This window comes from Paenochrobactrum glaciei (assembly GCF_039522165.1).
In the GTDB taxonomy this organism is placed as follows: domain Bacteria; phylum Pseudomonadota; class Alphaproteobacteria; order Rhizobiales; family Rhizobiaceae; genus Paenochrobactrum; species Paenochrobactrum glaciei.
In genome coordinates this window covers 553,455-565,493 of the sequence record NZ_BAAADE010000002.1, presented here as the reverse complement: position 1 = coordinate 565,493, position 12,039 = coordinate 553,455, and the positions used below count along the sequence as shown (strand labels likewise).

The window sequence follows — 12,039 nt, the reverse complement described above, 5'->3', positions numbered from 1 at the left end:
CCGCCTATTGCGCTGTTGCCGGATTGGCAGGATTGACAGTATTGTCGATCACGACATGCATCTTCGGTGAAAGTCTGTTCTGCCCCGCCGAAACAATAATGTCGCCGTCCTGAATGCCCTTAGTGATTTCAACAACACCTTTAACCTTGCGGCCAAGCTGTACGAAAACCTGATCAACAGCCAGTGTTTCTTTTACATCTGCATCAGCAGCCGCACCTTCGGTTTTCACCGGACGCACAACAAAGACATAGTCACCATAAAGGCTTGAAACCACAGCGGTTTGCGGAACAGCGATAATGTTGCCTTCTTCCGGCAATTGCACAGAAACCTGCACAAATTGACCCGGATTAAGCTGACCGTTTACATTTTCAATCTCACCACGCACTGAAACCAGACGGGTTGAAGGATCGATTTTCGGATCAATACCAGTGATTTTACCGGTAAATTCTTCACCCTTGGTTGGATAAATATGAATAGTCTGGCCGAGCTTGAGCAAATTGATCGACTGTTCGGTTACAGTAAAATCAACCCGCATTGTGTCCATATTCTGCAAAGTAGCGATTGCCAGACCTGGTGTTACATATTGGCCGACATCCACTTTGGAGATACCCATTGTGCCGGTAAATGGCGCAATAAGTGTTTTTTGCTTCAACACAGCCTCTAGCTTTGCCACCTGCGCACGGGCAGATTCAGATGATGCCGAAGCGCTATCCACATTGGAAACAGCACCAACACCTTGTGTACGCAATGTCTGTGCGCGCTTCAGGTTCTGGTCGCTTAAAACGGCAGAGGCCTTAGCAGCAGCCAGATCAGCCACCTGAATACTATCATCAAGCTGTACCAAGACCTGTCCTTTTTGGACTTTTTCATTGGCTTTAAACTTGATTTTATCAACCACACCAGCCACTTCAAATGTCAGATCAACACCTTCCGACGCATTGACCGAGCCGATAGCCTCAAGCCCTGGTGTCCAGACAGCTGGTTCCACTGTAATTGTTGAGACGGTCATGGTTTTCTGCGGCATATTTGCGAAGAAATCCGCAATCATTTTCGAACGGAAAAGATTAAATCCAACAAGACCGCCAACAACGATTGCCAGAAATACAATTGCCAGTAACAGGCGTTTAATCATCGACTTTTAGCACTCCCGATGTGCTTTGGCGCACTTACTTGTCCGAAACCATCCGAAGGGTCACTGGCTGAGAATAAGCAAGTACATTGGTTTTTATTTTAAAACATGTGCGCATAACTTGTGCGATCCGGCCGATTTTACCGGCCTAAACGTTGCGCGGAGAATAGATTAAAAAAGAGTAAAATAAAAGACGCTATCTTCTGACTATTGTGCTTTATCGTCATAGAGTTAAGCAAAAGAACATCTGTAATTTTATTCAAATAATAATATGATGGTCATCAATATATATGATGTCACAATGCTTAAGTTCACAGAAATGTGATAATTTTGACGATAGCTATATTTTAAAAAAGAAATAAGGCAGCACCATTTTCGCAAACACTACTGCCTTATTATTAATATACATCAGTTGACGACTAATCAGAGCGCAGGAATATCACCCTTAGCCCATGCTTCTGTAGTTAAAACAGAAAATTCGGCAAAACGTCCCTCAGCAATAGCAGCACGAATACCCTTCATCAGGTCCTGATAATAGGAAAGATTGTTCCATGTCAGCAACATGGAGCCCAGTGTTTCGCCGGATTTAACCAGATGATGCAGGTAAGCGCGGCTGTAATCACGCGCAGCCGGACAAGCTGATTCAGGGTCAAGCGGACGATGGTCATCAGCGTGACGCGCATTGCGCAAATTGATTTTACCAAAACGGGTAAAGACCAGACCATGACGTCCGGCGCGGGTCGGCATAACACAGTCAAACATATCAATACCGCGGGCAACCGACTTCAAAATATCATCAGGCGTACCAACCCCCATCAGATAACGCGGCTTGTCGGCTGGCAAAATCGGACAGACAACTTCCAGCATATCCAGCATGACTTCCTGTGGTTCACCCACAGCCAGACCACCAACCGAATAGCCCTTCAAATCCATGTCTTTGAGTGCCTGAGCAGAACGCTCGCGCAAGCGCTGATCATCGCCACCCTGCACAATGCCAAACATTGCTTTGCCCGGCTGATCACCAAAGGCAACCTTGCAGCGCTCAGCCCAGCGCAATGATAATTCCATTGCGCGTTCAATTTCGCTGGTTTTAGCAGGCAGCGCCACACATTCATCAAGCTGCATCTGAATATCACTATCCAGCAAGCCCTGAATTTCAATGGAACGTTCCGGCGACATTTCGTAAGCGCGACCATCAATATGCGAACGGAAGGTCACACCCTGCTCGTTTAATTTACGCAATTTGGCCAGCGACATCACCTGAAAACCACCGGAATCGGTGAGAATCGGGCCTTTCCAGCCGCCAAATTCATGCAAGCCGCCAAGGCGGGCAACACGTTCAGCACCCGGACGCAGCATCAGATGATAGGTATTGCCGAGGATAATATCCGCGCCCAAATCCTTCACCTGATCCATATACATGGCTTTCACGGTGCCAGCCGTTCCCACAGGCATAAATGCAGGGGTACGCACGGTACCGCGCGGCATGGAAACTTCGCCCTGACGGGCATTGCCGTCACGAGCCAGAACTTTAAAATTAAAATTTTCGCTTGTCATAAATCACGCCATACCGCATTTACAAATGGTTTGAAAGTACCAAAGCCTAAAGCTTCTCAAGCGCGCTTCAGCAAGCTTGCATCGCCATAAGAATAAAAGCGATAGCCGTTTTCAATCGCATGTTTATAGGCCTGATGCATCATATCCATACCGGCAAAAGCTGAAACCAGCATAAACAATGTCGAGCGCGGCAGATGGAAGTTGGTCATCAACAAATCAACGGCTCTGAACTTATAGCCGGGGGTAATAAAAATATCGGTCGCACCAGACCAAGGCTGGATTTTCCCGTCTTCGGTTGCCGCACTTTCGATCAGGCGCAAAGAAGTGGTGCCAACGCAAATAACCCGTCCGCCACGCGCATGAACTGCATTTAATGCGTCAGCAGTTTCCTGCGACACATAACCGATTTCGGAGTGCATTTTATGGTCAGCCGTATCATCGGTTTTAACCGGCAAAAATGTACCCGCCCCCACATGCAGCGTCACAAAATGCTGTTCAACACCGCGCTCTTTCAGCTTTTCCAACAGCTCAGGTGTAAAATGCAATCCGGCGGTCGGCGCTGCAACCGCACCCTTTTCGCGTGCATAAACGGTCTGATAATCCGTCAGATCACGCTCATCTTCAGGGCGCTTGGAGGCAATATAAGGCGGCAGCGGAATATGGCCGACCAGTGCAATCGCCTCATCAAGAAACACACCGGAATAGTCAAATACCAACAGCGCTTCGCCGCTCTCGCTTTTTTCTTCAACCACCGCTTCCAAAGTGCCATGACTGCAAGCTTCGCCCTTATGGCCAAAACGAATACGCTCTCCTTGCTTGACGCGCTTTGAGGGACGCAAAAACGCCTTCCAGCGATCAGGACCTACACGCATATGCAATGTTGCACTGACCTGCGCCACATTACCATCACGCTCACGCACACCTTCAAGCTGTGCCGGAATAACTTTTGTATCATTGAAAACCAGAGCGTCGCCTGCTTGCAATAAATCAACCAGACCATCAACGCGCAAATCCTGCAAATTATTCGCTTCATCCTGATCCGGCTGCACATGAAGCAAACGCGCATGATCACGCGGCTCCATTGGGCGCAGTGCAATATTCTGCTCCGGAAGGTCAAAATCAAACAGGTCAACGCGCATTATTTTTCATCCAAACAACATCAAAAAAGAAACGGCTCCGGCAGTGCTTATAAAGCAACTGCCGGAGCCATCCAGTATTTTTTATTCAATTCTTATTTAATGCCACATTTATCCAATGCGGGCTTATTTAACGTCGGCAGCAATTTTAGCCGATACGATGCTGTCCGGATCAACAACAGGCTCGCCCTTTTTGATCAGATCAACAACATCCATACCTTCTACAACCTGACCCCATACGGAGTACTGACGGTCGAGCCAAGGGGCATCTGCCAAGCAGATGAAGAACTGCGAGTTCGCGGAGTTCGGGTTCTGGCTGCGTGCCATCGAAGCTGTACCACGCTTGTGGTTTACATTCGAGAACTCAGCTTTCAGGTCCGGCTTGTCAGAGCCGCCCATACCGGCGCGTGCCGGATTGAAGCTTGCGCCCCCCTGCTTACCGAACTTCACGTCGCCGGTCTGCGCCATGAAATCATTGATAACGCGATGGAAAACAACGCCGTCATAAGCGCCTTCGCGTGCCAGTTCCTTGATACGTGCAACATGGCCAGGTGCCAAATCTGGGAACAGCTCAATCGCTACATTACCTTTGGTGGTTTCGAGAATGAGCGTGTTTTCTGGATCTTTGTAAGCCATCTGGCCTCTCCTGTTCGTTTTATCTTGGCCGCTTTTTATGCAAACTCTGTATCAGCGGCAAAACTCTTTAAAGAGATGCGGCCAAACAAATTGGCCGCACAGGTCTTATTTACGGTCGCTCAAAACAATCGCTTTGACGATCTTGTCCGGGTTATCAACTGAACCATTATCAGCTTCATTACCCTTCTTTATCTTATCGACAGCTTCCATGCCGCTGGTAACTTCACCAATGACCGTATATTGGCCGTTCAGGAAGGAACCTTCATTGAACATGATGAAGAACTGTGAATTGGCGGAGTTTGGGTTCTGGCTGCGCGCCATGCCGACTGTGCCGCGCACAAATGGCTTATCCGAAAACTCAGCCGGAATATCAGCATATTGCGAACCGCCGGTACCAACGCGATTTGCGTTGTAATTCTTGTCCAGATTACCGAACTTCACATCGCCGGTCTGAGCCATGAAACCCGGAATAACGCGGTGAAATGCAACACCGTCATAAGCGCCTTCACGTACGAGCTTTTTGATCTGCTCAACATGTTTTGGTGCAACATCAGGGTTCAGTTCAATCGCTACATCGCCGTCCTTCAGGGTCAGGACAACAGTATTTTCCGGATCTGCCGCATGGGCATTGATTGACGATGAAAACGCCATAGCCATGAGGGTTGTTGCGGCCAGAGCCGAATGCAGAAATGACATATTAAGGGTCTCCCTGATGTCAGGATTTGAATTTGGCTTTTAAAGCACTTGCCACGCAAGCGGGTACAAAAGGTGTGATATCACCCTTCATCGCTGCAATTTGACGAACCAATGTGGCAGTAATCGTTCGAACAGCCGGGTCAGCCGGTAAAAAAACCGTCTGCAGGTCCGGTGCCATAATGCCGTTCATGCCGGCCATCTGCATTTCATAATCAAGATCAGTACCATCACGCAAACCACGCATCATCAATTGTGCATTATGTTTGCGCGCAGCATCAATCACCAGACCATCAAATGAAATAACAGAAATATGTGAAACAGCCTCTTTTCCGAGCATTTCGGAAACGGCTTGCTCAATCAGCGATACGCGCTCTTCAAAAGTGAAAAGCGGTTTTTTTCCGGGGTGAATGCCGATGGCAACAATAACATGCTCAGAAAGACGCAACGCCCCTTTCAAAACATCCATATGGCCATTGGTGACCGGGTCAAATGAGCCCGCATAAATCGCTGTTGTCATATCTGTCAGCTAACCTTTTTGCGCATCATTTTCAACATGCCGAATAAGGAAAAACAAATCTATCCTGCAATTGCAGCACGGTTTCAATCAAAATTCACAAGCCTTACTGAAATGGTCAGCACTTTTAAAATTTGTATTTTCGAAAAGATACAAAAATCTTTCTTCGCATTATTTTAAAAATAATTGCAACCACAATGAAACCAATTGTCAGTTTCTGCGTTTCTCTGATGAAAGGAAACTGAGATGATGATTTTTCTACTCGCTTTATCCATGATGATCGCAATGGCAGCCTCAGCAATTATTTTGCTGCTGGAAGAACGTGCATCCAAGCGTCAGAACAAATCGAATGGCGCTTTTTACTGGCAAGCAATGCATAAAAGCCCCCACTTTTAAGTCATCTTGCCCCAGCTGCACTCACCACCCTTAAACACATAATTCTGCATGAATCGCATTATAAGAAAAACAAAATAAACTATTGATTTTAAACATAATATTAAATTCAATTCGTAAGAATTGACAAGATTTTAATTCCGATGAAACAGCCAATTCCCTCCAGTCTTGGCATTTAAAAAGGGCGGCGCTTTTAAAGCACCGCCCTTCTTTTTTAGTTTATTACTTTATTCGGCGTCCGGTGCCGGTTGAGACGCTTCAGGAGCACTTGCCTGTGCGCCCTCACCACCTTCAACTGCAACATCGCCCTCATCTTCATCGTCGCTTTCCGTTTCGGAAATGCGCTCGACAGAAACGACCTTCTCACCATCGGCTGTGTTGAAAATCGTCACACCCTTAGTGGAACGTCCGGCAATACGAATACCTTCAACCGGTACGCGGATCAGCTGTCCACCATCAGAAACCAACAGAATCTGATCGCTTGGCTCAACCGGGAACAGAGCAATCAGCTTGCCGATTTCATCAGTTTTCGATGTATCGGTTGCGCGGATACCCTTACCGCCACGGCCTGAAATACGGAATTCATAAGATGAAGAACGCTTGCCGTAACCAAACTCACTAACCGTCAAAACAGTCTGCTCGCGGGCTTTCAGCTCTTCAAAGCGCTCATCATTAAGCTCTGTATCTTCGACGCCCTCTTCCAGTGCCACCACATCTTCAACATCATCACCGGCCGCATTTCTACGTTCCGCAATGACACGTTTCAGATAGGCAGTACGCTCAGCCGGCGTTGCATCGACGTGACCAAGAATTGCCATCGAAATAATGCGATCGCCCTCAGCCATATTGATACCGCGAACACCGATCGAATTACGTCCGGCAAAGACACGCACATCAGTAACAGGGAAGCGGATACACTGGCCGCCAGCCGCTGTCAGAAGCACATCGTCAAACTCGGTACATGTATCGACTGAGAGGATTTCGTCGCCGTCATCTTCCAGTTTCATCGCAATTTTACCATTGCGATTAACCTGAACAAAGTCGCTCAGCTTGTTACGACGCACAGTACCGCGCGTGGTTGCAAACATCACGTCCAGATTTGCCCATGAATCTTCATCCTCAGGCAATGGCATAATGGTGGTGATACGTTCGCCCTGCTGCAATGGCAGCATATTGATCAGCGCTTTACCGCGTGATTGCGGCGTACCGATCGGCAAGCGCCAGACCTTCTCTTTATAAACGATACCGCGTGAAGAGAAGAACAGAACAGGCGTATGCGTATTGGCAACGAAGAGACGTGTGACCGAATCTTCATCGCGCGTTGTCATGCCGGAACGACCCTTGCCGCCACGGCGCTGCGCACGATAAGTGGCCAATGGCACGCGCTTGATATAACCGGCGTGACTGACAGTCACCACCATATCTTCACGTGCGATCAGGTCTTCATCGTCCATTTCAGCGCCACCGGCACCAAGCTCGGTGCGGCGTGGGGTAGCAAATTCGTCATGAACAGCCTTAAGCTCATCCTTCACAATGGTCATCACGCGTTCACGCGAGGCCAGAATGTCGAGATAATCGCGGATTTCTTCGCCGATTTTGTTCAGTTCATCGGCAATTTCATCACGACCCAAAGCGGTCAGACGCTGCAAGCGCAATTCAAGAATTGCACGCGCCTGCTCTTCCGACAGATTGTAAGTGCTGTCTTCGTTGATCTTATGACGCGGATCATCGATCAAACGGATCAGTGGTGCCACATCAGCCGCAGGCCAACGGCGTTCCATCAACTGCTCACGTGCAGTTGTCGGATCCGGCGCACGGCGGATCAGCGCAATAATCTCGTCAATATTGGCAACAGCAATCGCCAAACCAACCAAGACATGGGCGCGTTCGCGGGCTTTATTGAGCAGGAACTTGGTGCGGCGGGTGACAACTTCTTCACGGAAGGACACAAATGCGCGCAGCATATCAAGCAGAACCATCAGTTCTGGCTTACCACCATTCAGCGCAACCATGTTGCAGCCAAATGACGTTTGCAGCGGGGTGTAACGGAACAGCTGGTTCAGCACCACATCAGCAACAGCATCGCGCTTCAGCTCCACCACAACGCGGTAGCCGTCACGATCAGATTCGTCACGCAGATCAGAAATGCCTTCGATACGCTTATCGCGCACCAATTCAGCCATTTTTTCAATCATCGAAGCCTTATTCACCTGATAAGGAACTTCGGTGATAACAATAGCTTCGCGATCACCACGCATCGGTTCAATAGCAGTGCGACCACGCATGATCACAGAGCCGCGGCCTGTGCTGTAGGCTGAATGAATGCCGGAACGACCAAGAATGATACCGCCCGTCGGGAAGTCAGGGCCCGGAATGATTTCCATCATTTCTTCAAGGCTGATTTCCGGATTATCGATCAGCGCAACGCAGCCATCGATAATTTCACCCAGATTATGCGGCGGAATATTGGTCGCCATACCAACAGCAATACCGCCGGAACCGTTGACCAGAAGGTTTGGAAAACGGGCTGGCAGAACGCGCGGTTCGTGTTCTCGGCCATCATAGTTGTCCTGAAAATCAACCGTATCTTTATCGATATCGGCCAGCAAATATTCAGAAACTTTTTGCAGACGGCACTCAGTATAACGCATCGCAGCCGGCGGATCACCGTCAATGGAACCAAAGTTCCCCTGCCCGTTGATCAACGGCTCGCGGAGCGAGAAATCCTGCGCCATACGGACGAGTGCGTCATAGATAGAAGCATCACCATGCGGGTGATACTTACCCATAACCTCACCGACGACACCGGCGGATTTACGATATGGTTTGTTCCAGGCGAGCCCCATTTCATTCATCGCATGCATAATACGACGATGAACAGGCTTCAGCCCGTCGCGCACATCAGGAAGCGCGCGACTCACGATAACGCTCATTGCGTAATCGAGATAGGAACGCTGCATTTCCTCAACGATTGAAATCGGTTCAATACCGCTCGGCCCAATTGGACCATTGGCATCATCTGAACCGGGTGGCGGAGTTAGATTTGACACTATTCAAAGGTCTTTCTTAACAGAATCGGTAAACACAACTTATATAGGAAAAACTCGCAAAACACCAATTTACCTGCTTTTTGCGACTACTGAAATGTGAATGAAATTCAACACTTTGAAAGATATTCACAATTCAACCCCGGCACAAGAAGTTATGCGCCAATCACCTTTCCACAGGATATGTCCAAACTTCATTCTATAGTCGAAAAGGCAGTTCATCGACCTGCAGCGGCAACTAAGCTAACATAAGCGTTACTTTAACAATTTGAGTCGTGACTTCAACCGGAGGACTAAGACCCCATGGGTTTCATTGATACAATTTTGAGTGCTCTGGTCACACTGCTTGTAACAATTGACCCTCCCGGATTAGCTCCATTGTTTTTAGCGCTGACACCGGGCATGAACCGGCAAGCGCGCAATCAAGTTGCCAAACGTGCAACCATTATCGGTTTCATCCTGCTCACCATCTTTGCCATAGCAGGCGCACAGATCATGAGCCTCTTTGGCATCAGCATCGGCGCATTCCGCGTGGCCGGTGGCCTGCTCCTGTTCTGGATTGCGTTTGAAATGATTTTTGAAAAACGCACCGAGCGCAAAGAAAAAAGCGCTGAAGTTGCCATCACCAAAGATCACATCCACAATATCGCCGCCTTCCCGCTTGCTATTCCGCTGATTGCAGGGCCCGGCGCTATTTCGGCTGTCATCCTGCTCTCAGACGGCTTTCACGCCCCCGTTGAGCGCTCAATGCTCATTCTGGTGATTCTGGCCTGTATGGTCATTACCTATGTCACGCTTTTGCTGGCAGAGCGCGTAGATCGTTTTTTAGGCGAAACCGGTCGCTCAATTCTCACCCGACTTCTCGGTGTCATTCTCGCAGCCCTTGCGGTGCAATTCGTGGCTGACGGTGTCAAATCACTGATCGCCAATTAAAAAAGGGCCTTGGAAATATCTTTCCAAGGCCTTTTCATTTGCATCACTTATTTCTGGGCATCTTCAGCCCACCATGCAGGCAGCTGATAGCCGAAAAGCGAGGTCTTTTCAGGATATTTAACCCGCCCCCAATGCGCCACCCATTGCTGTGGCAAGTGATAAAGCGGGATGTAATAATCACCTGAAATCAACACCCGATCCATCGCACGCACAGCGCTGACAAAATCTTCCTGTTCACGCGCAGCAAGCATAGCTTCAATCATCGCATCAATCGCCGGATCGGCAGCACCGGCATAGTTGAAACTGCCTTGAGCATCGCGTGAGGCACTGCCCCAACGGTTCCACTGCTCATTGCCTGGTGCCAGCGTTCCGGTCAATGCACCAAGCAGCATATCATAGTCAAAAGTCTGCATCCGGTGCTGATATTGGGCATCATCAACTGTACGCACAACCACCTGAATGCCGAGCCGCTCCAGATTACGCTTGAAGGCGAGCGAGACTTTTTCCTCATCCACCGAGCGGGTCATAATTTCAAATTCAAACGGCTTGCCATCTTTGCCGATAGCCTTGCCCTTTTCAAATCGATAGCCGGCTTTTTTCAGCAGGCGCATCGCTTCACGGACAAGTTTACGGTCATGACCGCTGCCATCCGTTCTCGAAGCATGCCATTTGCCTTCCATCACATCACTGCGCACTGCATTTTTAAAAGGGGCAAGCAATGCCCGTTCGCGCTCATCAGCCTTAACGCCAACTGCGGAAAGGCTGGAGCCAAACCAGTAACCTTCGGTGCGCCGGTATTGATCTGAAAACAGGCTGCGATTAGCCCATTCAAAATCAAATAACAGGCTCAAAGCATGGCGAACCTGTGGATCTGCAAAGATTTCGCGACGCGTATTAAAGGTAAAACCTAACAAATTTACCGGGATACCGCGCGTAAATCCGGCTTTGATAATACGACCGTCATTCACGGCCGGAAAATTATATGATGTCTGCCAACGGGTCGGGTTGCCCTCAAGAAAAACATCAACCACGCCTTTTTTAAAGGCTTCAAACAAGGCCGTTTCATTGCGGAAATATTCAATGCTGATCTTGTCGAAATTATCAAAGCCACGTTTGACCGGCAGATCTTTCGCCCAGTAATTCGTGTCGCGCTCATAAATAATCGACTGACCGGGGGAAACATGCGCTACTTTATAAGGCCCGCTGCCAACAGGTGCTTTGAGCGAAGCATTGCCAAAACTATCCATTTCAATGGCATGTTTTGGCAAAACCGGCATGGTCGACGCAATCAATAACGGGAATTCGCGATCGGATTTATCATTGAAGGTAAAGCGCACTTTACGCTCGCCCGTTTTTTCAATTTTCTCGATGCGACTCATCCGGCTGCTATAGGGCGGACGTCCTTTTTCGGTCAGCACCTCATAGGTAAAGATCACGTCTTCAACCGTCACCGGCTGGCCGTCCGACCATTTGGCTTGCGGGTTAAGCGTGAATTCCACCCAGTGGCGCTCTTCATCCGTTTCGACTTTTTCAGCCAAAAGTCCGTAAAGCGCAAAAGCTTCATCGCGTGAACGCTGCATCAGGCTTTCAAAAACAAGATTGCCGAAATCACCATCCATAAAAAGGCCGCGCGCCGTGGTGCGCATGCTTTTCAAGACAAACGGATTAAGGCTGTCGAAAGTACCCACAACACCATAGCGCACCTGCCCGCCTTTCGGCGCATCGGGGTTCACATATGGAAAATACGCGTAATCACTTGGCAGTGCCGCTGTACCATGCATCGCAAGCGAGTGGGATGGCTCAGCCCTCGTCAATGTAGTCAGATTCAATGAGACTGCCGCCGTCAGCAAAGCGGAATAGGTTATCGTTTTAATCATCATCAAATTCACCTGACATAAGCTCCGGTAGATATTTTTTGCACCAGAACGATTCGTAAACAATCATGCATAAGTTAAGGCTTTTGGTCTTTAAAAAGCGTGTCAATAGAGTGACATTCGC

10 protein-coding genes are annotated in these 12,039 nt (G+C 48.8%); 2 read left to right on the top strand and 8 right to left on the bottom strand.

All coding sequences use genetic code 11. From position 1 onward, the window contains the following. Positions 1 to 4: 4 nt before the first annotated feature. From ABDZ76_RS09060 to coaD, 6 genes are all read right to left on the bottom strand, one after another. On the bottom strand, positions 5 to 1,132 hold the full coding sequence (locus ABDZ76_RS09060; protein WP_343804523.1) for an efflux RND transporter periplasmic adaptor subunit: 1,128 nt from the start codon (positions 1,130 to 1,132) through the stop codon (positions 5 to 7). Positions 1,133 to 1,552: 420 nt separating this feature from the next. Continuing rightward, entirely contained in the window at positions 1,553 to 2,686 is a 1,134-nt protein-coding gene (gene tgt, locus ABDZ76_RS09055) for a tRNA guanosine(34) transglycosylase Tgt (RefSeq protein ID WP_343804521.1), read from the bottom strand. Between the two features lie 56 nt (positions 2,687 to 2,742). Then, complete coding sequence (gene queA / locus ABDZ76_RS09050; protein ID WP_343804519.1) at positions 2,743 to 3,825, bottom strand: tRNA preQ1(34) S-adenosylmethionine ribosyltransferase-isomerase QueA; 1,083 nt, start codon at positions 3,823 to 3,825, stop codon at positions 2,743 to 2,745. Between the two features lie 123 nt (positions 3,826 to 3,948). After that, complete coding sequence (locus ABDZ76_RS09045) at positions 3,949 to 4,458, bottom strand: peptidylprolyl isomerase (RefSeq protein WP_343804517.1); 510 nt, start codon at positions 4,456 to 4,458, stop codon at positions 3,949 to 3,951. Between the two features lie 105 nt (positions 4,459 to 4,563). Further along, a complete protein-coding gene (locus ABDZ76_RS09040; RefSeq protein ID WP_343804515.1) occupies positions 4,564 to 5,154 on the bottom strand; it encodes a peptidylprolyl isomerase in 591 nt (196 codons plus the stop codon). 19 nt (positions 5,155 to 5,173) lie between these two features. Next, positions 5,174 to 5,671 carry a pantetheine-phosphate adenylyltransferase gene (gene coaD, locus ABDZ76_RS09035; RefSeq protein WP_343804513.1) on the bottom strand — a complete coding sequence of 166 codons (498 nt, stop codon included), beginning with the start codon at positions 5,669 to 5,671 and terminating at the stop codon, positions 5,174 to 5,176. Between the two features lie 243 nt (positions 5,672 to 5,914). Here coaD and ABDZ76_RS09030 point away from each other — a divergent pair, with 243 nt between their 5' ends. After that, positions 5,915 to 6,064: a hypothetical protein gene (locus ABDZ76_RS09030; RefSeq protein ID WP_343804511.1), complete on the top strand. Its 150-nt coding sequence runs from the start codon at positions 5,915 to 5,917 to the stop codon at positions 6,062 to 6,064. A gap of 224 nt (positions 6,065 to 6,288) precedes the next feature. Here the strand turns inward: ABDZ76_RS09030 and gyrA are convergent, their stop codons facing one another. Further along, a complete protein-coding gene (gyrA, locus tag ABDZ76_RS09025; RefSeq protein ID WP_374844607.1) occupies positions 6,289 to 9,111 on the bottom strand; it encodes a DNA gyrase subunit A in 2,823 nt (940 codons plus the stop codon). Between the two features lie 300 nt (positions 9,112 to 9,411). On the opposite strand from gyrA, the gene ABDZ76_RS09020 reads away from it, so the two are divergent. After that, a complete protein-coding gene (locus ABDZ76_RS09020) occupies positions 9,412 to 10,041 on the top strand; it encodes a MarC family protein (RefSeq protein ID WP_343804509.1) in 630 nt (209 codons plus the stop codon). Between the two features lie 47 nt (positions 10,042 to 10,088). On the opposite strand, the gene ABDZ76_RS09015 is transcribed toward ABDZ76_RS09020, so the two are convergent. Then, the gene (locus ABDZ76_RS09015; protein WP_374844616.1) at positions 10,089 to 11,918 is read right to left on the bottom strand and encodes an extracellular solute-binding protein; all 1,830 of its coding nucleotides are present in this window, start codon (positions 11,916 to 11,918) and stop codon (positions 10,089 to 10,091) included. Between the last annotated feature and the right edge of the window lie 121 nt (positions 11,919 to 12,039).

Excerpts from the sequence above, each read along its gene's own strand:
- ABDZ76_RS09060 (WP_343804523.1), bottom strand. The coding sequence starts at position 1,132 with ATGATTAAACGCCTGTTACTGGCAATTGTATTTCTGGCAATCGTTGTT.
- tgt (WP_343804521.1), bottom strand. The coding sequence starts at position 2,686 with ATGACAAGCGAAAATTTTAATTTTAAAGTTCTGGCTCGTGACGGCAAT.
- queA (WP_343804519.1), bottom strand. The coding sequence starts at position 3,825 with ATGCGCGTTGACCTGTTTGATTTTGACCTTCCGGAGCAGAATATTGCA.
- ABDZ76_RS09045 (WP_343804517.1), bottom strand. The coding sequence starts at position 4,458 with ATGGCTTACAAAGATCCAGAAAACACGCTCATTCTCGAAACCACCAAA.
- ABDZ76_RS09040 (WP_343804515.1), bottom strand. The coding sequence starts at position 5,154 with ATGTCATTTCTGCATTCGGCTCTGGCCGCAACAACCCTCATGGCTATG.
- coaD (WP_343804513.1), bottom strand. The coding sequence starts at position 5,671 with ATGACAACAGCGATTTATGCGGGCTCATTTGACCCGGTCACCAATGGC.
- ABDZ76_RS09030 (WP_343804511.1), top strand. The coding sequence starts at position 5,915 with ATGATGATTTTTCTACTCGCTTTATCCATGATGATCGCAATGGCAGCC.
- ABDZ76_RS09020 (WP_343804509.1), top strand. The coding sequence starts at position 9,412 with ATGGGTTTCATTGATACAATTTTGAGTGCTCTGGTCACACTGCTTGTA.
- ABDZ76_RS09015 (WP_374844616.1), bottom strand. The coding sequence starts at position 11,918 with ATGATTAAAACGATAACCTATTCCGCTTTGCTGACGGCGGCAGTCTCA.